This is a genomic window from Achromobacter sp. ACM03 (genome assembly GCF_014851665.1).
Taxonomy (GTDB): domain Bacteria; phylum Pseudomonadota; class Gammaproteobacteria; order Burkholderiales; family Burkholderiaceae_B; genus Achromobacter; species Achromobacter aegrifaciens.
This window is the reverse complement of sequence record NZ_JACVAD010000006.1, coordinates 13,950-34,224: the sequence shown is the minus strand read 5'-3', so window position 1 is coordinate 34,224 and position 20,275 is coordinate 13,950. Positions and strand designations below refer to the sequence as shown.

Genomic DNA, 20,275 nt, shown 5'->3' with positions numbered 1-20,275 from the left:
GGACAGACCGCCACAACCCACAAACCCGATACGCTTCCCCTGGCGCACGCGAAAAACCAGTTCCGCAATGCCCGCGGCCCACATAAGCCGCAACCACGATTCTTGGATGTTTTCTAACCAGACAAGGCCGGCATCCGCCCGCCGCGTCCAACATATTCAAGCAGTTGTTTCATTATACCGCCATATACCCCACCCTCAAGCCCGCACAGCGCCTTGCGCGGCGCAAAAACTACGGAGCAGGCTTGTCCCACGGCGTGGATTCCAGGCGGTCCACCAGAAAATCCAGCATGGACCTCAAGATCAGAGGCATCTGGCGGCGCGAGACATAAACACCATAAATACCCAGCTCCTGCGGCTTGCTTTGCGTCAGGATGGCCCGCAGGCGGCCCGATGCGATGTAGTCCGCGGCATAGTAGGTCGGCAGCATCGCAATACCCGCACCCTCCAGCGCCGCGCGCGACAACACCGACACCTCGTTCGCGCTGATATTGCCACTGACCGGCACATCCACCGGCTCGCCGTCGCGCTCGAAGCGCCACAGGCTCTTGCCGAAATACGAATGAGTCAGACAGTTGCGCAAGGACAGGTCCTCGATGCGCGCCGGCACGCCTTCGCGCTGCAGGTACTCGGGCGAGGCGCACACCACCGAACGGCAGACCGCCAGCTTGCGGGCGATCAGGTTGGGATCCAGGTCATTGGTGATACGCACCGCCAGATCCACGCGCTCTTCCACCAGATTGACGGCGCGGTCGACCAGCATCAGGTCAACCGAGGTGCCCGGATGCAGCTTGACGTAGTCGGTAATGGCGCTGGCCAGATGGCGGGAGCCAAACGACATGCTGGTGGTAATGCGCAGCAGCCCGCGGGGCGTGTCGTCCGGGGTCGATACCGCATTGCGCAGGTCTCCCACCATGTCCAGCATCTGGCGGCAGCGCGGCAGCGTTTCGGCGCCGGCCGGCGTCAGACTCAGGCGCCGCGTCGTGCGGTGCAGCAGGCGCACCCCCACCCATTGCTCCATTTCCGCGAGATAGCGCGACACCATGGCGCGCGACATGTCCAGATGGATCGCCGCCGCCGACAGGCTGCCCCTGTCAGCGACTTCCACGAATACCTGCATGGCTTTCAAACGATCCATGATTGTCTCGATTCTTGCACCAGACCGCTCCGGTTATACCGTATTTCGGCGCAACATCGACACCATAATCGAGACGGCCACCCGCAAGCCCTGACCAGACCAGACGCTCAGACGCAGACGATCAAGGAGCCGGCTGCCCGAGCGCAACGCCCAAGGCGGCACGAACCTCAATGACATCCAACCCCCGCAGGATGCAGACCAGCCGTGACGCCCGCTCCTCGTCCGGCCACTGCTCCAGCTGATTGATCGGATAGAGCTCGCCATGCACGCCATGCACCTCGCACGGCAGCGCCTCACCCTCAAAGCACACCAGCCCCTTCATGCGCAGCAAGCCCTGCCCAAAGCGTTCCAGAACCCGCGACATGCCCGCAAGAAACGCCGCCCGCCCGACAGGAGCAGCCAATACCAGCGAGAAACTGCCCACATCTCCATGAACGGCGGCTCTCGACTGTGCGAAGGGCCGCAACCAGTTCGCAAGAGTCACGCCATCGCGCCTGGCCCGCAGGTCGAGACCCGTGCGCAGCGGATCCGCAAGCGGCGCATCAGGCCATTGCACGCAGCGCTGCGCCCCCGGATTAATGGCGGCGACGGCCTGATCCAGAAGATCCAGACTCGCGGCGTCCGCCAGGTCCGGCTTGCTGAACACCACGACATCCGCCAGGGCCAGTTGCCGCGGGGCTTCGGGCTGCCGCTCCAATTGGTCCAACCCATTGCGGGCGTCCGCCAGGACGATCGCGCCCCGGTACGCATAGCGCTCGGCGAGGAAACGGTCGTGTTTGAGGGTGAACAGGATGGGCGCGGGATCGGCCAATCCGCTGGTTTCGATGACCACGCGACGAAAGGGCTTGATCTTGCGGCTGAGCGCCAACATGAATAATTCGCGTAAAGCGTCGACTACCGCGCCGCTGACGACGCAACACAGGCAGCCGCCTTCAACCAGGACAATGTTGTCGCGGGCCTGGCGCACCAGGTGATGGTCCACACCGATCTCACCGTACTCATTGACGATGACGACAGCGTCAGCGTATGCCGGACCCCTCAGCAGGCGATTGAGCAGCGACGTCTTGCCGCTACCCAGGAAGCCGGAAATCACCGTCACGCCTATGCGTTTGTCGTCCATACCCGATCTTCCATGCTCGCCGCCCTGATGGAGAAAACCAAAAGGGCCATTCACTTGCGTGAATGGCCCTGAATTCTTTGGCTCCCCGAGCTGGGCTCGAACCAGCGACCTGCGGATTAACAGTCCGTCGCTCTACCGACTGAGCTATCGGGGAACTGCTAAGAAACGAGATTATGAACTAAAAATTTGAAGTGTGCAAATCGCTGATTTTTTCGCCTGTTTGGCCCGCTTGGTTTCCCATCGCAAAAAAACTCTGATATGATCTCGGTCTTTCCAGATCGGACCCCATAAACAGGGTGACGGACCGGAAAAAACGAAGATGTTTTGCTTGCGGCTCTTACAGGAGCGGAGCAAATGGTCTTGCCGGCATAGCTCAGTTGGTAGAGCAGCGCATTCGTAATGCGAAGGTCGTAGGTTCGACTCCTATTGCCGGCACCAGATTCCAAAAAGCAGCCCGCTCGGGCTGCTTTTTTCATTTCCGCGCCGGTTCGCGCGCCGAACCCTCACCCGGGAACTCCCGTCCGCCGCCACGCGTCCAATCTGCTGGACCATCCTGGCGGACACGACCATGCGCATCCTTCTAGTCGAAGATGACCTCATGATAGGCGAGAGCGTGCTGGACTGCCTGCGCGCCGAACACTACGCCGTAGACTGGGTCAAGGACGGCAATGCCGCGGAGCTCGCGCTGCGCACCGATACGTACGACCTCATACTTCTGGATCTGGGGCTGCCCAAGCGCGACGGCCTGTCGCTCCTACGGGACCTGCGCACGCGCAAGGACCGCACGCCGGTGCTGATAGCCACCGCCCGCGATGCCGTGAGCGACCGGATCGCGGGACTGGACGCCGGCGCCGACGACTATGTGGTCAAACCCTACGACGTGGATGAATTGCTGGCCCGCATGCGCGCCCTGATCCGCCGTAGCGCAGGCCGCGCGGAACCGGTGTTCGAGCATGAGGGCATCACCATCGATCCCCAGTCGCACGCCGCCATGGTGGACGGCGCTCCGGTCACGCTGACCGCGCGCGAATGGGCGGTGCTCGAACCGCTGATCGCTCGCCCGGGCATGATTTTTTCGCGCGCCCAGCTGGAAGAAAAGCTGTACAGCTGGAAAGACGGCATCAGCAGCAACGCTGTTGAGGTTTATATTCATGGCCTGCGCAAGAAGCTGGGTCCGAACCTGATCCAGAACGTCAGAGGCGTCGGCTATGTCATCCCCAAAACATGAGCATTCCGCTTAGCTACTCACTGAGAGCCAGGCTGCTTTTCTTCCTGTTGGCCGCCATCGTGGTCGGCGCGCTGGTGCAAGGCGCCATCGCTTACCGCAGCACTTTGGCGCAGGCCGACGATATCTTCGACTCGCTGCTGCAGCGCACCGCCCTGTCGCTGGGCACCGGCGACGGACTGCTCAGCACAGGCCCGGCGCACGCGCGCGGCGCGGGTTCGCCCGTGGCGGACGACCTGATCATCCAGATCTGGACGCCCGACGGCGTGCGCGTCTTCAATTCCCGATCCCGCCGGCCGCTGCCGGACCAGATCATCCTCGGCTTCTCCGACGCGAAGATGGAGGGCAGCACCTACCGCGTATATTCGCTGGCCACGCCCTTCCAGGTCATCCAGGTGGCGCAGGACATGACCGTGCGCACCAGCATGGCGCGCGCGCTGGCGCTGCGCACCATCGCCCCCATCGCCGCCGCCGCTCCCCTGCTCATGCTGATCGTCTGGTGCGTGGTCAGCTGGTCGCTACGGCCTGTGAAGCGGGCGCGCGCCCAGGTTGCGGCGCGCCAGCCGGAAGATCTGTCGCCCGTCAGCGTGGAGGGCCTGCCCGATGAGATCCGGCCGCTGGTGCTGGAACTGAACCTGCTGCTGGAGCGCATGCGCGGCGCCTTCGCGCAGCAAAAGCAGTTCGTCGGCGATGCGGCGCACGAACTGCGTTCGCCCCTGACTGCGCTACGCCTGCAATTGCAGGCCCTGCAACGCGCGGGCGACACGGATGCGCGCCGGCTGGCCGAACAGCGGCTGGCAGCCGGCATCGACCGCGCGACACGCCTGGTCGAACAGCTGCTATCCATGGCGCGCCATGAAAGCGCGGCCGGACAGGCACCCGCCGAAACCGTGGACCTGGCCGACGTGCTGCGCCAGGCGCTCTCTGAAATGCTGCCCCAGGCCAACGCGAAATCGATCAGCATCGACCTGGACGGCGCGCCGCAAGCATCGGTGCAGGGACATCGCGACGCGCTGACGCTGCTGGCACGCAACCTGCTGGACAACGCAATCAAGTACACGCCCGCCGGCAAGCGCGTCCACCTCCATCTGGAACAGGCTTCCGGCGAGACGACCCTGCTGATCGACGACGAGGGCCCCGGCATTGCGCCGGACGAGCGCGAGCGCGTGTTCGACCGTTTCTACCGCGTCGAAGGCAATTCGCAGCACGGCAGCGGCCTGGGGCTGGCGATCGCGCGCAGCATCGCCGACCAGCACGGCGCCACCATAGAACTGCAGGACACGCCGGTGGGCGCAGGCCTGCGCGTGAAGGTGGTTTTTCCGACTTAAGACTCGCCTAAGTGTCAGGCCCGAAGATAGCGCCATGTCCTTCAACATGAACGCAGGAGCCGACATGAAGACCACCCAAATGAAACCCTCGCGCCTGGTGCTGGCGCTGCTGGCAGCCGGCGCCATAGGCGGCGCGGGCGCAACCGCCTTCACCGGCGGCGTTTCGATGGCGGCCACCGCGCCGGCCATCGCTTCCTCCTTCCAGGCGCCGGGCACGTCCAGCCCGCCCAACTTTGCGCAGATCACGCGCGACTTCGGTCCGGCCGTGGTGAACATCAGCGTCAGCGGCACGCGCAAGGTGTCCGCCGACGAAGGCGATCCGTTCGCCCAATTCTTCGGCCAGATTCCCGGCGCGCGCGGCCAGCGGCCCGCGCGTGAAGTGCCCATGCGCGGCGAAGGCTCCGGCTTCATCGTCAGCGCCGACGGCATCATCCTGACCAATGCGCACGTGGTGCAGGACGCCAAGGAAGTCACGGTCAAGCTGACCGACCGCCGCGAATACAAGGCCCGCGTGCTGGGCTCGGATCCGCAGACCGACGTGGCCGTCCTCAAGATCGACGCCAAGAACCTGCCGGTGGTGAAGGTGGGTGACGTCAACCAGCTGCAGGTGGGCGAATGGGTGCTGGCCATCGGCTCGCCCTACGGCCTGGAGAACACGGCCACCGCCGGCATCGTCAGCGCCAAGGGCCGGTCGCTGCCCGACGACACCTCGGTGCCCTTCATCCAGACGGACGTGGCGGTCAACCCCGGCAACTCGGGCGGCCCGCTGTTCAACGACCGCGGCGAAGTCGTGGGCATCAATTCGCAGATCTACAGCCGCACCGGCGGATTCCAGGGCCTGTCGTTCTCGATCCCGATCGACGTGGCCTACAAGATCAAGGACCAGATCCTCGAACACGGCAAGGTGCAGCACGCCAGGCTGGGCGTGACGGTGCAGGAAGTGAACCAGGACCTGGCCAACTCCTTCAAGCTGGATACCCCCTCGGGCGCGCTGGTTTCCAGCGTGGAGAAAGGCAGCGCCGCCGACAAGGCCGGCCTGCAGCCTGGCGACGTGGTGCGCAAGATCGACGGCAAGACCATCGTGTCCTCGGGCGACCTGGCCTCCACCATCACGCTGGCGACTCCGGGCGAAAAGATCAAGCTGGACGTCTGGCGCAACGGCTCGCAGAAGGAGCTGGTCGCCACCCTGGGCGGCGTGCCCAAGGACAAGACGCAGGCCTCGGCTGGCGACCAGGAGGTTCAGCGCGGCCAGCTCGGCCTGGCACTGCGTCCGCTGAGCCCGCAAGAGCAGCAGGCGGCTGGCGCCGAGGGGCTGCTGATCGAACGCTCGATCGGACCGGCCGCCAAGGCCGGGATCGAACCGGGAGATGTGCTGCTGTCGCTGAACGGCGTACCGGTGCGCAACGTCGCTCAGGTGAAGGACGCGCTGTCCAAGGCGGGCAAGACGGTCGCCCTGCTGGTACAACGCGGCGAAGACAAGATCTTCGTGCCGGTGCAGATCGGCTGAGCCGGTCCGCACCCGGATAGGCGCTACTCCGCGTCGGGCTGCTTGCCCGGCGCGGCCGCGTCGAACGCCGGCAACGCACGGCAGGCGGCATCGATGCGCACGACGTTGGGCATGGCCGACAGGTCGCAGTCGAAACGCTGGGCGTTCGCCACCTGGGGCACCAGGCACAGGTCGGCAATGGTGGGCGTATCGCCGTGGCAGAAGAGGCCGGTGGCGGAAGAACCGGCCAATTGCGCCTCCAGGGCTTCCAGGCCCTGATGCACCCAGTGCTTGTACCAGGCGGTCTTGGCCGCCTCGTCCACGCCCAGGGTGTGCTTCAGGTACTTCAGCACGCGCAGGTTGTTCAGGGGATGCGTGTCGCAGGCGATGCCCAGCGCCAGGTCGCGCACCCGCGCGCGGCCTACCGCGTCCGCCGGCAGCAACGGCACTTCAGGATGCGTTTCTTCCAGGTATTCGATGATGGCCAGCGATTGGCCGATGACGGCGTCGCCATCGACCAGCGTGGGCACCAGCGCGGTCGGATTCACCTTGCGATAATCCGCCGACAGTTGCTGGCCGCCGTCCTTCAGCAGATGCACGGGCAGGTATTCGTAGGGCAAGCCCTTCAGGTTGAGGGCGATGCGCACGCGGTACGCGGCCGAGCTGCGAAAGTAGCTGTACAACTGCATGAAGTCTCCTTGATTTTCTGTTGCGGCGCCGCGCATGCGCGCGGCGCCCGCCTGCTTATTCCAGCGATTCCGTCTGCGCCGACTTGCGGGACAGACCCTTGGGCAGCGGGAACGCCACATTCTCTTCCAGGCCGGGCATGGTGCGTACCGACACCGCGCCCAATTCCTTGACCCGATCGATCACCTGCTGCACCAGGATCTCCGGCGCGGAAGCGCCCGCGGTCACGCCGATGCGCTTGCGGCCCACCAGCCAGGCCGGATCGATCGATTGCGCACCGTCGATCAGATAGGACGCGACGCCCTTGCGCTCGGCCACTTCGCGCAGCCGGTTGGAGTTGGAACTGTTGGGACTGCCCACCACCAGCACCAGGTCGCAATCCGGCGCCATCACCTTGACCGCGTCCTGGCGGTTCTGGGTGGCGTAGCAGATATCGCTTTTCTTGGGCTCGACGATGTTGGGAAAGCGTTCTTTCAACGCCCGCGACACGGCCGCCGCGTCGTCCACCGACAGGGTGGTCTGCGTGACGTAGGCCAGGTTCTCGGGATCGGTGACCTGCAGGCCGGCGACGTCCTCGACGGTCTCGACCAGGTACATGCCGCCCTGGGCCTGGCCCAGCGTGCCCTCGACCTCGGGATGGCCCTTGTGGCCGATCATGATGATCTCGCGGCCGGCCGCGCGCATGCGGGCCACCTCGATGTGGACCTTGGTGACCAGCGGGCAGGTGGCGTCGAACACGCGCAGCCCACGGGCGTCGGCTTCGGCCCGCACCGCCTTGGACACGCCGTGCGCCGAGAACACCACGATGGCGCCGGCGGGCGCGTCGTCCAGTTCATCGATGAAGATGGCGCCCTTGGCGCGCAGGTCTTCCACCACGTAGCGGTTATGGACGATTTCGTGGCGCACATAGATGGGCGCGCCATGCAATTCAAGCGCGCGCTCGACGATGTCGATGGCGCGATCCACACCGGCACAGAAGCCGCGCGGCTGCGCCAGCAGGACTTCGGCGTCGGTGGCGGTGACAACCTGGCTCATCAGAGGACTCCCAAGAGCGCCACGTCGACCCGCAAGCTGATGCCCGCGAGCGGGTGGTTGAAATCGAACAGGGCCGATTCGTCGTTGATTTCCTTCAGGACGCCCGAATAGCGGCCGCCGTTGGGCGCGGTGAATTCCACCAGGTCGCCGGGTTCGAAGGTGGCGTCGGCGCCCGCATGCTCGGCCAGCATGGCGCGCGTGACGCGCTGGATCAGTTCGGGGTTGCGTTCGCCGTAGGCGTCGGCGGGTTCGACCGTGACGCTGAAGCGCTCGCCTTCGGCGCGGCCGACCAGCGCCGCTTCCAGGCCAGGCGCCCATTGGCCGCTGCCCATCTGCAGCGTGCCGGGACGGCCATCGAAGGTGTCGGCGAACACGGAATCCTTGCCCGGGCCCGAGGCCAGCGTGATGCGATAGTGCAGCGTCAGGTAGGAATCCGGACGGACCAAAACGTTCACTTCATTAGAGGCGATGCTCAAGATCTGCCACCGTATATGCAATTGAGTAAACCTTGATTTTAGAGCCTCTTATGAAATTGTCCGACCGGCTGCCCAAACACGAGCGCCCCAGGGAGCGGTTGCTGCGCCACGGCGCCGCTGCGCTCCAGGACTCGGAACTGCTCGCCATCGCCCTGCGCACCGGTATTCCCGGCCTGGACGTGGTTGAATTGGGCAGCCGGCTACTGACCCGATTTGGCGGCCTGCGAGGCCTGCTGGGCGCGACGCCCGAGGAACTGACCGCGGTTCCCGGCCTGGGGGTTTCGAAGGCGTGCATGCTGGCCGCCCTGCTGGAACTGGCCCGCCGCGCCATCGAGGAAGATCTGGCCCGCAACAGCAATCTGGATCACCCGCTGCCGGTAAAACAATATTGCAAGATGGCGCTGGGGCACCGGCAGGTAGAACACTGCATTGCGCTCTACCTGGACAACCGCCTGCGCCTGATCGCCACGGGCGAGCTGGCGCGCGGCACCCTGTCGCAGGCATCGGTCTATCCCCGCGAGGTCGTGCGCGAAGCCCTGCGCCATCACGCGGCCGCCCTGATCATCGCCCACAACCATCCGTCCGGCCTGGCCGAGCCCAGCGCCGCGGACCGCATATTCACCCAGCACCTGAAGCAGGCGCTCGCGCTGGTGGACATCCGGCTGGTGGACCACCTGATCGTGGCTGCCGGCACGGTCGTGTCCATGGCCGAACTCGGCGGCCTGTAGGCTGCGGCCCGCGCCGGAATTCGTTAGACTAGCGCCCGCAATTGCTTTAGGCTTAACGCATCTCTCGATCCCCCCGCCTGACATGAAACGCTTGTGGGACATTTCCCCGCCCGTGTCCACCGCATCGCCAGTCTTTCCTGGCGACACGCCGTACCGCCAGCAATGGAAATGGTCGCTTGCGCCCGGCTGTCCGGTGAATGTCAGCGAAATCACCATGTCGCCGCATATCGGCGCGCACGCTGACGCTCCCCTGCACTACCAGAACGGCGCCGCAGCCATCGGGGCCGTATCACTGGAACCATTCCTGGGTCCCTGTCGCGTCATCCACGCCATCGATTGCGGCCCCCTCATCACGGTGGACCACCTGGCCCATGCGGCCCTGAACCTGCCGCCGCGCGTGCTGGTCCGCACCGCCAAGCATGCCGCGCAGGACTGGTGGACCGACGATTTCTCCGCCTACGCGCCCCAGACCATCGAATGGCTGGCCGAACGCGGCGTCATGCTGATCGGCCTGGATACGGCCAGCATCGACCCCGCGTCCAGCAAGACCCTGGACAGCCACCACACGATCTTGCGGCACGACATGCGGGTACTGGAGAACCTGGTGCTCGACGATGTGCCGGAAGGCGATTACGAGTTGATCGCACTGCCGTTGGCGCTGGTCCAGGCCGATGCCAGCCCGGTTCGCGCCGTCCTGCGCGAACTGTAGGCTGGTCCGCTGGCCATGGCGGCCGATCCGAAGTCGGCCGCCGGTTCTGGAAGCACGACCATGAAAGACCATTCCGATTTGCATGCGGCGCTTGCCTGCGCCCGCCCCCACGCGCCCTCGTGGCGCGCCCTGCCCGCCTCGGCGCGCCGCGCCGCCCCGCCCTGCAAGGGAGGCCGCGCATGAGCCACTCCGAACGCCCCGAAGACATCGTCCGCCAGGAAAAAGCGCAGCTGGATTTCACGCGCGACATGACCTATGGCGATTACCTGCATCTGGACGAACTGCTGGGCGCGCAGCATCCGCTGTCGCCCGAGCACAACGAGATGCTCTTCATCATCCAGCACCAGACCAGCGAACTCTGGATGAAGCTGATGCTGCACGAACTGCGCGCCGCCATCGCCAATGTGGCAGCCGACCGCTTGCAGCCCGCCTTCAAGATGCTGGCCCGCGTCAGCAAGATCATGGAACAGCTGGTCCATGCCTGGGACGTGCTGGCGACCATGACGCCGCCCGAGTATTCGGCGCTGCGTCCCTATCTGGCGCGTTCCAGCGGATTCCAGAGTTATCAGTACCGCCAGGTCGAATTCCTGCTCGGCAACAAGAACGCGGCCATGCTAAAGCCGCATGCGCACCGCGAGGACCTGCTGGCCCAGGTGCGCAGCGCCTACGAAGCCCCGTCGCTGTACGACGAGGCGCTGCGGCTGCTGGCGCGCCACGGCCTGGACGTGCCGGCCGATCACCTCGAACGCGACTGGACCCAACCCTACCAATCGTCGGCTGGCGTGGAAGCTGCCTGGCTGACGGTCTACCGCCAGCCCGACCGCTACTGGGACCTGTACCAGTTGGGAGAAAAGCTGACCGACCTGGAAGACGCGTTCCGCCTGTGGCGCTTCCGCCACGTCACGACGGTCGAACGGGTCATCGGCTTCAAGCGCGGCACCGGGGGCACGTCGGGCGTGGACTACCTGCGGCGCATGCTGGAAGTGGTGCTGTTCCCCGAGATCTGGAAGCTGCGCACGGATCTTTAAGCGCCGAATTTATCTGGCCCCAATTTTTGGCCAAGGGGAGCCCCTGAGCGGGGCCTCCTTTCCTCTTGGCCTGGCCAAAATTCCCATGCTAGAATTTGGGGTTACTTTTTGGATACGTGGCTGGAACAGTCAACGAGTATCCGGCCGCTGGGCAAACCCGATCCGCATATCGGCGGGTTCGCCAGGCAGGCGGGACACCGGACACCCGGCTGGCGACCCTAACAACTTGCAAGGCTCGACAGAGCCCTAGGAAAGCACCATGAAAGAAGGCATTCACCCCGAATACCGCGAAGTCGTCTTCGCCGACCTGCAAACGGGCAACAAGTTCATCACCCGTTCGACCGTCCAGACGCGCGAAAGCATCGAACTGGATGGCAAGACGTACCCGCTCTTCAAGTGCGACGTGACCTCCGAATCGCATCCGTTCTACACGGGCGCCCAGACGCGCATCGTCGAAACCGGCCGCGTGGAAAAGTTCCGCGCCCGCTTCGCCCGCACCGCAGGCACGGTCAAGTCCGCTTCCTGATCTGTCGCTCCCCCGGGAGCCGCAGCGAAAAGGCAGCCTCCGGGCTGCTTTTTTTTCTCCCTGGCCGTCCGATTCTGACGCTGGGTACTAGCGCAACCAGACCACTCGGTTACATTAACGCCCGTGTCCCCACTTTCCATTTCCACTCCAGCCCGGCTCACGTCCGTGGCTACCGCGAAACTGCCCAGACTGATTCTGCTGGGCTTGTCGCTGGCCTATATCGTGGCCGGCCTGTTCATGCGCGACCCGTGGAAAACAGACGATGCCGTGGGGCTGGCGACCATGATCACGGCGATCCGCGAAGGCGGCATCACCTGGTTGCTGCCGCAGGTGGGACACCTGGCGCACGCCGAGGAAGGCCCCCTGATCACCTGGGTGGGCGCGATCTGCATCTGGCTGTTCGGCCCCTACATCGGCGACATCACCGCCGGCCGCCTGCCCAATCTGCTGTGGTTCGGCATCACCGCCACCAGCGTCTGGTACGGCACCTATCTGCTGGGCCGCCGCGCCGAGGCGCAACCGCTGGCCCTGCCCTTCGGCGGCGAACCCGAACCGCGCGACTACGGACGCATGCTGGCGGACGCCGCGCTGTTGTTGCTGCTGGCCACGGTCGGCATCCTGCAGCGCACCCACGAAACCACCGTGGTGCCCGCCATCATGGCTTGGCAGGCGCTTGCCTTCTATTCGCTGGCGCGCAGCATAGACCGACCATTCACCGGCAGCACCACCCTGGGCATCGCACTGGCGGCCAGTTTCCTGACCCGCGGCTGGGTCGGCGCCATCCCCATCATGGTGGGCGCGGCCCTGGCGTTCTACCCCCGCAGCCGACTGTGGAAATGCCGGCGCTGGCTGCCGTGGGCCGCGCTGCTGGCCGCCGTCCTGATTCTGGCTTGGTGGATACCCGCCAGCCACAGCAGCGAATACTGGATCCGCAACTGGAAGACCTGGAACCTGTCGTCCTTCGCCGTGCCGCCCTGGCATGACATCGGGCGCACCCTGCGCGACCTGCCCTGGTACCTGTGGCCGACCTGGCCGCTGGCCCTGCTGGCCATCTGGCGCTGGCGCGCCTGGCTCTACGCGCCGCACATCTGGCTGCCGCTGGTCCTGCTGGTGTGCTCGGCGGTCGTGCTGTTCGGCCTGGAAGAAGCCTCGGATTCCGAGTACGTGCTGCTGGCCGTGCCCTGCGCGGTGCTGGGCGCGTTCTCGCTGCCCACGCTGCGCCGCGGCGTGGTCAACACGCTGGACTGGTTCGCCGTCATGTGCTTTTCGCTGACGGCCATCACGGTCTGGCTGGGCTGGGTTGCCCTGCACTTCGGTTGGCCGGCGCAGATTTCCCGCAATATCGCCCGCCAGACCACCGGCTACCAACCCGAGATCTCCTGGGTCGCGTTCGCGCTGGCCGTGGGTTTCACCGTGGGCTGGATCGCGCTGGTGGTGTGGCGGCTGCGGGTGCGGCCGCAGGCGCTGTGGCGCGGCACGGTGCTGTCGGCCGGCGGCCTGACGGTGACCTGGATCCTGCTGGTGCTGCTGTGGCAACCCGCCGTGGACTACGCCCGCAGCTACCGCACCGTGTCGGGCCAGTTGGCCCAGGCACTGCAGCAGAACGTGCGCCCCGGCGAGTGCGTGCGCGGGCTTAGCCTGGGCAGCGGGCAGCGCGCCTCGTTCCTGATCTTCAATAACCTCACGTTCACGTTCGACTCCAAGTGCACGCTGGTGCTGCAGCAGACCAGCAACCAGAGCTTGCGGGACAACACCGCCGCCTACAGCGACGGCGCCGAGGTGCTGTGGCAAGGCGGCCGGCGCGCCGACCGCCAGGAAGTCTTCCGCCTGCTCCGAGTCGGCGCCCCCCGATGACGCCCGCGCCCGCCGCGCCGATGAGTTTCGGCGCCACCCTGCGCGGCATCGCCAGGCAGGCCTGGCCGGTGCTGGTCAGCCAATGGGCCGGCATCTCCTTCGGCGTGCTCGACACCGCCATGACCGGCCATTCCAGCGCCGCCGACCTGGCGGCAATGGCGCTGTCCGCGTCGATCTACATCACCATTTTCGTCGGACTGATGGGCGTGGTGCACGCCCTGATCCCCATCCTGGCCCAGCACTTCGGCGCAGGCAACAATCTTGAGGTCGGCCGCAGTTGGGGCCAGGGCGTCTGGCTGGCGCTGGGATTGTCCGTGGTGGGCGCCGTGCTGATGCTGTTCCCCAACATGTGGCTGTCCATGTCCGGCGAGGTCGCTCCCGGCGTGCGCGAACGCATCGGCTCGTATCTGCAGGCCCTGGTGCTGGCCCTGCCCGCCGCGCTGGTGTTCCGCACCATCTACGCGCTGGGCACGTCGGTTTCGCGGCCCAAGCTGGTCATGGCGATCAACCTGACAGCCATAGTCTTCAAGGCCTTCTTCAACTGGCTGTTCATCTACGGCAAGCTGGGATTGCCCGCCATGGGCGCCACCGGCGCCGGACTGGCCACCGCCGTGGTGTCGTGGATGAGCCTGGGCCTCGGCTTGTGGGTCATCACCCACGACCGCTACTACCGCCGCTTCAAGCTGCACGTCGGCAAGCCCGACTGGAAGACGCTCAAGGAACTGCTGCGCCTGGGCATCCCCATGGGCGGTTCCTACCTGGTCGAAGTGTCGGCCTTCACTTTCATGGCCCTGCTGGTGGCGCGCGAAGGCACTTACGTGACCGGCGGCCATCAGATCATGTCCAACCTGGCCGCGCTCTGCTACATGATGCCCATGGCGCTGGGCGTCGCCACGGCAGCCCTGACCGCGCAGGCCATCGGCGCGGGCAACCTCGCCCATGCGCATCGCACCGGCATGGCCGGCCTGACGCTGGGCATCCTGGGCGCCCTGCTGACGGCGGCGGTGCTGCTGGCCGGTCGTCCGCTGATCCTGGCCGCCTATACCGACAATCCGGAGGTGGCCGCGGTGGCGACCACGCTGCTGGCCGTCCTGCCCCTGTTCCACCTGTTCGACTCGATGCAGTGCATCAACTCCTACCTGCTGCGCGCCTACAAGGTCGCGGTGGTGCCGCTGCTGCTGCAGGTGGTGGCGCTGGCGGGCGTGGGCCTGGTCGGCGGCTGGTGGTTCGGTTTCGGCCCGGGCCGCGGTGGCCTGGACGGCGTGCGCGCCATCCTGGTCCCTGGCTCCCCCCAGGGCGCGGGCAGCATGTGGCTGATGGCCATGGTCGGCCTGGGACTGTCGGCGGCCTTGCTGCACTATTGGTACCGGCGCATCGTGCGCGGGACGATCAAGTAAAAAAAGCAGCCTTGCGGCTGCTTTTTTTGGACCTTATTTCGGCCGCTTGTCGATCACGCGGCGAGCCTTGCCGGTCAGCGTGCGTTCCACGTGCCCGGAATCCGACACCTGGATGCGCGCGCTCACGCCGATGTGCGTCTTCACGGCATGCTGGAGCTGCTTGCCCAGGTTCGCGCGCTCGGCATCCGACAGGGTCGAGAATTCGGCGCGCAGTTCGGTCAGGATTTCCAGCTCGTCCATATTGCCGGTGCGCGACAGCACCAACTGGTAATGCGGCGCCAGCTGGGCGATCTTCAAGACCAGTTCCTCGACCTGGGTCGGGAACATGTTCACGCCGCGCACGATCAGCATATCGTCGCTGCGGCCAGTGATCTTGCCGATGCGCCGCATGCTGCGCGCGGTGGGCGGCAGCAGGCGCGTCAGGTCGCGGGTGCGGTAGCGGATGATGGGCATCGCTTCCTTGGTCAGCGAGGTGAACACCAGTTCGCCCGGCTCGCCGTCGGCCACGGGCTCGCCCGTGTCGGGATTGATGATTTCCGCGTAGAAATGGTCTTCCCAGACCACCGGACCGTCCTTGGTCTCGACGCATTCGCTGGCAACGCCAGGCCCCATCACTTCGGACAGGCCGTAGATGTCCACGGCGTCGATGCCGGCTTCGGCCTCGATGTCGGCGCGCATCTGCCCGGTCCAGGGTTCGGCGCCGAAGATGCCGATGCGCAGCGAACTTTGACGCGGATCAATCCCCTGGCGGCGCTGTTCCTCCAGAATATTGCAGAAGTAGGAGGGCGTGACCATGATGATGTCCGGACGGAAATCGTTGATCAACTGCACCTGCTTTTCGGTCTGTCCGCCCGACATCGGGATGACCGTGCAGCCCAGGCGTTCCGCGCCGTAATGCGCGCCCAGGCCGCCCGTGAACAGGCCGTAGCCGTAGGCCACGTGCACCGTGTCGCCGGGCTTGCCGCCCGCCGCGCGGATCGAGCGCGCCACCAGGTTGGCCCAGTTGTCCAGGTCGCCCTTGGTGTAGCCCACGACCGTCGGCTTGCCGGTGGTGCCGCTGGAGGCGTGGATGCGCGAGATGCGCTCGCGCGGCACGGCGAACATGCCGAAAGGATAGTTCTCGCGCAGTTCCTTCTTCGTGGTGAAGGGGAACTTCGAGATATCGGACAGCTGCTTCAGATCGTCGGGATGCACGCCGGCTTCATCGAAAGCCTTCTTGTAGTGCGGCACATTGTCGTAGGCATGCTTGAGCGACCACTTCAGGCGCTCGAGCTGCAGCGCGCGCAGCTCATCCTGGCTGGCATGCTCGATGGGGTCCAGCCCCGGCTTGCTCATGGTGTTGGACATGGTTATCTCTCTCCTGAAATTCTCTCTGCGCGGGGCCGGATCGCGGCGGGCATATACCCTGCCCGCTCGCGGCGCGGCCCGCGGCCGTATAGCTTTGGTTGGCTGGCTGCCTCAAGCGTCCGCGGGGACGCCGACGATCTGGCCCTTGATGCGGTAGGAACGGCCGCGGAACAGCGCCACGTTGCGTCCTTCCTGGTTGGTGACGGTGACGTCATAGACGCCGGTGCGGCCGGCCAGCGAACGCTCCTGCGCCACGGCAGTCAGCAGATCGCCTTCGAAGCCCGGGGCCAGATAGTCGATGGTGCAGCCCGAGGCCACGGTGCTGACGTTGCGCGAATTGCACGAAAAGGCGAAGGCGCTGTCCGCCAGGGCGAAGATGAATCCGCCGTGGCAGGTCTTGTGGCCGTTCAGCATGTCGGCGCGCACGCGCATGGTCAGCCGCGCGTAGCCCGGCGCCATTTCCTCGACTTTCATGTCCAGGCCCTGCGAGGCCGCATCGCCCGCAAACATGACGGTGCCGACGGCCTGCGCCAGCTCCTGGGGATCGGCCGGCACTTCGACCGCGGGAACGTGTGCGTTCATTCTTATTGCCCCTTGAATTGCGGTTCGCGCTTGCCGAGGAAGGCGGCCACGCCTTCCGCGTAGTCTGCGCTGCGGCCGAGTTCGCGCATCATGTCGCGCTCAAGGTCCAGCTGCGTGGACAGGTCATTGCCCAGGCTGGCCTGCATGGCCCGCTTGGTGTACGCCAGGCCCTTGGTCGGCGCCTTGGCGAAGTGCTGCGCCAGGCGTTCCAGCGTGGCATCGAATTCCTCGTCCGCCACGCATTGCCAGATCAGGCCCCACTCTTCGGCCTGCTTGGCGCTGAGCTTGTCGCCCAGCATGGCCAGGCCCATGGCGCGGGCACGGCCGACCAGACGCGGCAGCACAAAGGTGCCGCCCGTGTCGGGGATCAGCCCGAGGCGGCAGAACGACTGGATGAACGTTGCCGAAGCCTTGGCGATGACGATGTCGCCCGCAAACGCCAGGTTGGCGCCTGCGCCGGCCGCCACGCCGTTCACGCCCACCACGACGGGCATGGGCAAGGCGTTGACGCGGCGCACCAGCGGCCCGTAGAACTTGTCGACGGTTTCGCCGAGGTCGGGCGGCGTGCCGTCGGCGGCGGGCTTGCGCTCGCTCAGGTCCTGGCCGGCGCAGAAGCCGCGGCCGGCTCCCGTCAGCAGCAGCACACGCGCGCCCTCGGTCTCCACGCGCGTCAACGCGTCGGCCACTTCGCCGTGCATGTTGGCGGTGAAGCTGTTCAGCTTGTCGGGACGGTTCAGCGTCAGGCGCGCGATGCCGCCGGACAGGTCGAATTGGATATCCTGGTAGCTCATGTCATCGCCCCCGTTCAGACATGACGGCGGGTTTGCACCACGCGGAAGCGGTTGGACACGAAGGCCGAATCCGACAGCGCGGCGTTGGCGGCCGGGTTGGCGCCGGTGCCGTGGAAGTCGCTGAAAGCGGCGGTCTGGTTGACGAACACGCCGCCCGTCAGGTTCAGCGACAGCGGCACGCCCGAGACTTCAGCCGCGTCCTGCACCTGATCGGCGACGGCGTCGCTGGTGGTGTAGGCCGACAGCGACAACGCGCCATGCTTGATGACGCTGTCACGCGCCAGCTGGATGCTGTGGGTGGTGGAATCGGTAGCCACCACGAAGGCGATCGGGCCGAACCATTCCTGGCTGATGGCGGCGTTGCCAGCTTCCGTGCGCAGCAGCAGCGGCGTGCGGACGCGGGCGTTCTCGAACTGCGGGTGCGTCAGCGCCTTGCTGTCGGCCACCACCGGCAGGCCCAGCGCGCGGGCCTTCTCGATGCGCTCGACGATGCCTTCGTTCTGGATCGCGCCGGTCAGCTCGACGGCCTTGGCCGCATCGGCGCCGACCTTCTCGACCGCGGCGCCCAGGGCAGCAGCGACCTCGTCGAAGCTGACGCGGCCTTCCGGCGTCTGGATGCCGTCGCGCGGCACGTAGATGTTCTGCGGCGCGGTGCACATCTGGCCCGAGTACAGGGCCAGCGAGAACGCCAGGTTGCGGGCCACGCCCTTGAGGTCGTCGGTGGAATCGATGATGACCTGGTTGACGCCGGCCTTCTCGGTGTAGACCAGCGCCTGGCGGGCGTTGTTCTCCAGCCAGTCGCCGTTGGCGGTGCTGCCGGTGAAGTCGACGATCTTGACCGCCGGGTCCAGCGCCAGCTTCTGCGCGGTGTCATCGCCGGCAGCGTGCGCGGCCAGCAGGACGACGTCCGGGTCGAAGCCCGCTTCCTGCAGAACTTCGCGCGCCACCTTCACGGTGATGGCCAGGGGCAGGATCGCGCCGGGGTGCGGCTTGACGATGACGGTGTTGCCGGTAGCCAGGCTGGCGAACAGGCCGGGGTAGCCGTTCCAGGTCGGGAAGGTGGAGCAGCCGATCACCAGCGCCACGCCTCGCGGCACCACGGTGAACTGCTTTTCCATGCGGATCGGGTCGTTCTTGCCTTGCGGCTTTTCCCAGACGGCCACGCCGGGGATGCGCGACATTTCCTGCCAGGCGTAGGTCACGGCTTCGAAGCCGCGGTCCTGCGCGTGCGGGCCGCCGGCCTGGAAGGCCATCATGAAGCCCTGGCCGGTGGTGTGCTGGACCGCGTAGGCGATCTCGAAGCTGCGTTTGTTCAGGCGCGCCAGGATTTCCAGCGACACGCCCACCCAGGCGCGCGGGCCGGCGCGGCGCCAGTCTTCCAGCGCGCGCTTGGAGGCGGCGATCAGCTTGTCGGCGGGCACGTGCGGATAGGTGATGCCCAAGTCGAAGCCGAACGGCGATTTTTCGCCGCCGACGGTACCGTCGGCGTCGTGCAGGTTCAGCGGGAAAGGCTTGCCTTGCAGCGCTTCAAAAGCCGCGCGGCCGTCGTCGTTGGCGGTTTCGCCATAGTTGCGGGGGCTGGGCGACTCGGCAAAGGGGCTCCAGTAGCCGCGCAGGGAGGCGGCGGCCATGGCTTGTTCCAGCAGGGGCTGATGGCGTTCGAAGAATTGTTGGGACACTGCGTCTCTCCAAATGGATATGGTTTTATCTGCCTGGCGCGGGCCGGGTCAGGTTTCCTGGTCGAAGTCGATGACCAGGCGGTCGCTGACCGGAAAGCTCTGGCAGCTCAGGATGAATCCGCGCGCCACTTCGTAGTCTTCCAGGGCGAAGTTGGCGTCCATGTCCACCTCGCCTTCGATGACCTTGCAGCGGCAGGTGGAACACACCCCGCCCTTGCACGAATACGGCAGTTCGATACCTTGCGCCAGCGCCGAATCCAGCACGCTGTCTTTATTCTTTTCAATCACGAACATACGGCTGTGGCCGTCCTGCACCACGGTCACCTCGCACTGGCCCTTGCCGGGCGCCTGGCGGGCGTCCTGGCCGGTGCGCAATGCGCGCGGCCCCTTGGGCGCGCCGAAGAGTTCGAACTTGATGTTCGACTTCGGAATGCCGCGGGCCTGCAGCCGCTCGACCACGCTTTCGGTCATGGTCTGCGGACCACAGACAAAAGCGTAATCGATATCCTCGGGGCTCATCCAGGCCGACATCAGCTGGTCGACCTTGTCGCCGTCCAGGCGGCCGTTGAAGAGTTCGATGTCCTGGGTCTCGCGGCTCATGATGTAGACCAGCGAGAAACGCTCCATATAGAGGTTCTTCAGGTCCTCGATCTCTTCGCGGAACAGCACCGCGGACGAAGCGCGGTTGCCGAAGAACAGCGTGAACTTGCTGTCGGGCTCGGTCGACAGCGCGGTCTTGACCAGGGAGAACACCGGCGTGATGCCGCTGCCTACGGCAAACGCCACATAGTGGCGCTTGTTCTCGGGGGAAAAATCGACGGTGAAGTTGCCGGCCGGCGCCATGACTTCCAGGGTCTGGCCGGGCTGCAGTTCATGGTTGGCCCAGCTGGAGAAAACGCCCTCGTCCACCTTCTTGATGGCCACGCGCAGCAGCTTGTCGTGGGGCGCGGAACAGATGGAATAGGAGCGGCGCTGCTCCTGGCCGTTGAGCTCGGTGCGCAGCGTCAGGTACTGGCCCGGCAGGAAGGCGAACTCTTGCGCCAGCGTCTCGGGCAGGTCGAAGGTCACGACCACGGCGTCGCGCGTGTTGCGCGCCACCGAAGCCACCGTCAAGGAATGGAATTGGTTCTGGCTCATTGCGA

Annotated in this window: 19 protein-coding genes and 2 tRNA genes; 10 read left to right on the top strand and 11 right to left on the bottom strand. The window is 65.8% G+C overall.

Annotated elements, in window-relative coordinates; genetic code table 11:
• Nucleotides 1-229: 229 nt before the first annotated feature.
• From IB257_RS23750 to IB257_RS23740, 3 genes are all read right to left on the bottom strand, one after another.
• Nucleotides 230-1,135, bottom strand: a complete 906-nt coding sequence (locus tag IB257_RS23750; RefSeq protein WP_119450881.1) for a LysR family transcriptional regulator — start codon at nt 1,133-1,135, stop codon at nt 230-232.
• 121 nt (nt 1,136-1,256) lie between these two features.
• The gene (locus IB257_RS23745; protein WP_192492907.1) at nt 1,257-2,255 is read right to left on the bottom strand and encodes a GTP-binding protein; all 999 of its coding nucleotides are present in this window, start codon (nt 2,253-2,255) and stop codon (nt 1,257-1,259) included.
• A gap of 78 nt (nt 2,256-2,333) precedes the next feature.
• Nucleotides 2,334-2,409, bottom strand: a tRNA-Asn gene (locus IB257_RS23740).
• A gap of 208 nt (nt 2,410-2,617) precedes the next feature.
• Here IB257_RS23740 and IB257_RS23735 point away from each other — a divergent pair.
• From IB257_RS23735 to IB257_RS23720, 4 genes are all read left to right on the top strand, one after another.
• Nucleotides 2,618-2,693: transfer RNA gene (locus IB257_RS23735), tRNA-Thr, on the top strand.
• 130 nt (nt 2,694-2,823) lie between these two features.
• Nucleotides 2,824-3,483, top strand: coding sequence for a response regulator (locus IB257_RS23730; protein ID WP_054450985.1), 660 nt, complete (start codon nt 2,824-2,826; stop codon nt 3,481-3,483).
• Nucleotides 3,480-4,808 carry an ATP-binding protein gene (locus IB257_RS23725; protein ID WP_192330022.1) on the top strand — a complete coding sequence of 443 codons (1,329 nt, stop codon included), beginning with the start codon at nt 3,480-3,482 and terminating at the stop codon, nt 4,806-4,808. The genes IB257_RS23730 and IB257_RS23725 overlap by 4 nt, the downstream gene beginning before the upstream one ends.
• 64 nt (nt 4,809-4,872) lie before the next feature.
• The gene (locus IB257_RS23720) at nt 4,873-6,315 is read left to right on the top strand and encodes a DegQ family serine endoprotease (protein ID WP_054450983.1); all 1,443 of its coding nucleotides are present in this window, start codon (nt 4,873-4,875) and stop codon (nt 6,313-6,315) included.
• A 23-nt stretch (nt 6,316-6,338) separates the two neighbouring features.
• Here IB257_RS23720 and maiA read toward each other — a convergent pair whose 3' ends face one another.
• The 3 genes from maiA to IB257_RS23705 are packed head-to-tail and all read right to left on the bottom strand — an operon-like array spanning nt 6,339 to nt 8,492.
• Nucleotides 6,339-6,983, bottom strand: a complete 645-nt coding sequence (gene maiA, locus IB257_RS23715) for a maleylacetoacetate isomerase (RefSeq protein ID WP_054450982.1) — start codon at nt 6,981-6,983, stop codon at nt 6,339-6,341.
• A gap of 55 nt (nt 6,984-7,038) precedes the next feature.
• Nucleotides 7,039-8,016, bottom strand: coding sequence for a 4-hydroxy-3-methylbut-2-enyl diphosphate reductase (gene ispH / locus IB257_RS23710; protein WP_125473831.1), 978 nt, complete (start codon nt 8,014-8,016; stop codon nt 7,039-7,041).
• Nucleotides 8,016-8,492, bottom strand: coding sequence for a peptidylprolyl isomerase (locus tag IB257_RS23705; RefSeq protein WP_119450885.1), 477 nt, complete (start codon nt 8,490-8,492; stop codon nt 8,016-8,018). Before IB257_RS23705 ends, ispH begins: the two co-directional genes overlap by 1 nt.
• Nucleotides 8,493-8,542: 50 nt before the next feature.
• On the opposite strand from IB257_RS23705, the gene radC reads away from it, so the two are divergent.
• The 6 genes from radC to IB257_RS23675 all read left to right on the top strand — a co-directional run bounded on the left by radC (nt 8,543) and on the right by IB257_RS23675 (nt 14,734).
• Entirely contained in the window at nt 8,543-9,220 is a 678-nt protein-coding gene (gene radC / locus IB257_RS23700) for a DNA repair protein RadC (protein WP_054450979.1), read from the top strand.
• An 82-nt stretch (nt 9,221-9,302) separates the two neighbouring features.
• On the top strand, nt 9,303-9,929 hold the full coding sequence (gene kynB, locus IB257_RS23695) for an arylformamidase (protein WP_054450978.1): 627 nt from the start codon (nt 9,303-9,305) through the stop codon (nt 9,927-9,929).
• Between the two features lie 179 nt (nt 9,930-10,108).
• The gene (gene kynA, locus IB257_RS23690; RefSeq protein ID WP_054450977.1) at nt 10,109-10,957 is read left to right on the top strand and encodes a tryptophan 2,3-dioxygenase; all 849 of its coding nucleotides are present in this window, start codon (nt 10,109-10,111) and stop codon (nt 10,955-10,957) included.
• Between the two features lie 259 nt (nt 10,958-11,216).
• Entirely contained in the window at nt 11,217-11,483 is a 267-nt protein-coding gene (locus tag IB257_RS23685; RefSeq protein ID WP_054450976.1) for a type B 50S ribosomal protein L31, read from the top strand.
• A gap of 123 nt (nt 11,484-11,606) precedes the next feature.
• A complete protein-coding gene (locus IB257_RS23680; RefSeq protein ID WP_054450975.1) occupies nt 11,607-13,337 on the top strand; it encodes a glycosyltransferase family 39 protein in 1,731 nt (576 codons plus the stop codon).
• Complete coding sequence (locus IB257_RS23675) at nt 13,334-14,734, top strand: MATE family efflux transporter (RefSeq protein WP_119450886.1); 1,401 nt, start codon at nt 13,334-13,336, stop codon at nt 14,732-14,734. The genes IB257_RS23680 and IB257_RS23675 overlap by 4 nt, the downstream gene beginning before the upstream one ends.
• 33 nt (nt 14,735-14,767) lie before the next feature.
• Here IB257_RS23675 and paaK read toward each other — a convergent pair whose 3' ends face one another.
• The 5 genes from paaK to paaE all read right to left on the bottom strand — a co-directional run bounded on the left by paaK (nt 14,768) and on the right by paaE (nt 20,270).
• Nucleotides 14,768-16,081, bottom strand: coding sequence for a phenylacetate--CoA ligase PaaK (paaK, locus tag IB257_RS23670; protein WP_054450973.1), 1,314 nt, complete (start codon nt 16,079-16,081; stop codon nt 14,768-14,770).
• A gap of 111 nt (nt 16,082-16,192) precedes the next feature.
• Nucleotides 16,193-16,663, bottom strand: a complete 471-nt coding sequence (paaI, locus tag IB257_RS23665; RefSeq protein ID WP_054450972.1) for a hydroxyphenylacetyl-CoA thioesterase PaaI — start codon at nt 16,661-16,663, stop codon at nt 16,193-16,195.
• 2 nt (nt 16,664-16,665) lie between these two features.
• Entirely contained in the window at nt 16,666-17,454 is a 789-nt protein-coding gene (paaG, locus tag IB257_RS23660) for a 2-(1,2-epoxy-1,2-dihydrophenyl)acetyl-CoA isomerase PaaG (protein ID WP_119450887.1), read from the bottom strand.
• A 14-nt stretch (nt 17,455-17,468) separates the two neighbouring features.
• Nucleotides 17,469-19,133 (bottom strand): phenylacetic acid degradation protein PaaN, encoded by a 1,665-nt coding sequence (paaN, locus tag IB257_RS23655; protein WP_192492906.1) that lies wholly within the window; start codon nt 19,131-19,133, stop codon nt 17,469-17,471.
• Between the two features lie 48 nt (nt 19,134-19,181).
• The gene (gene paaE, locus IB257_RS23650; RefSeq protein WP_054450969.1) at nt 19,182-20,270 is read right to left on the bottom strand and encodes a 1,2-phenylacetyl-CoA epoxidase subunit PaaE; all 1,089 of its coding nucleotides are present in this window, start codon (nt 20,268-20,270) and stop codon (nt 19,182-19,184) included.
• Nucleotides 20,271-20,275: the final 5 nt, after the last annotated feature.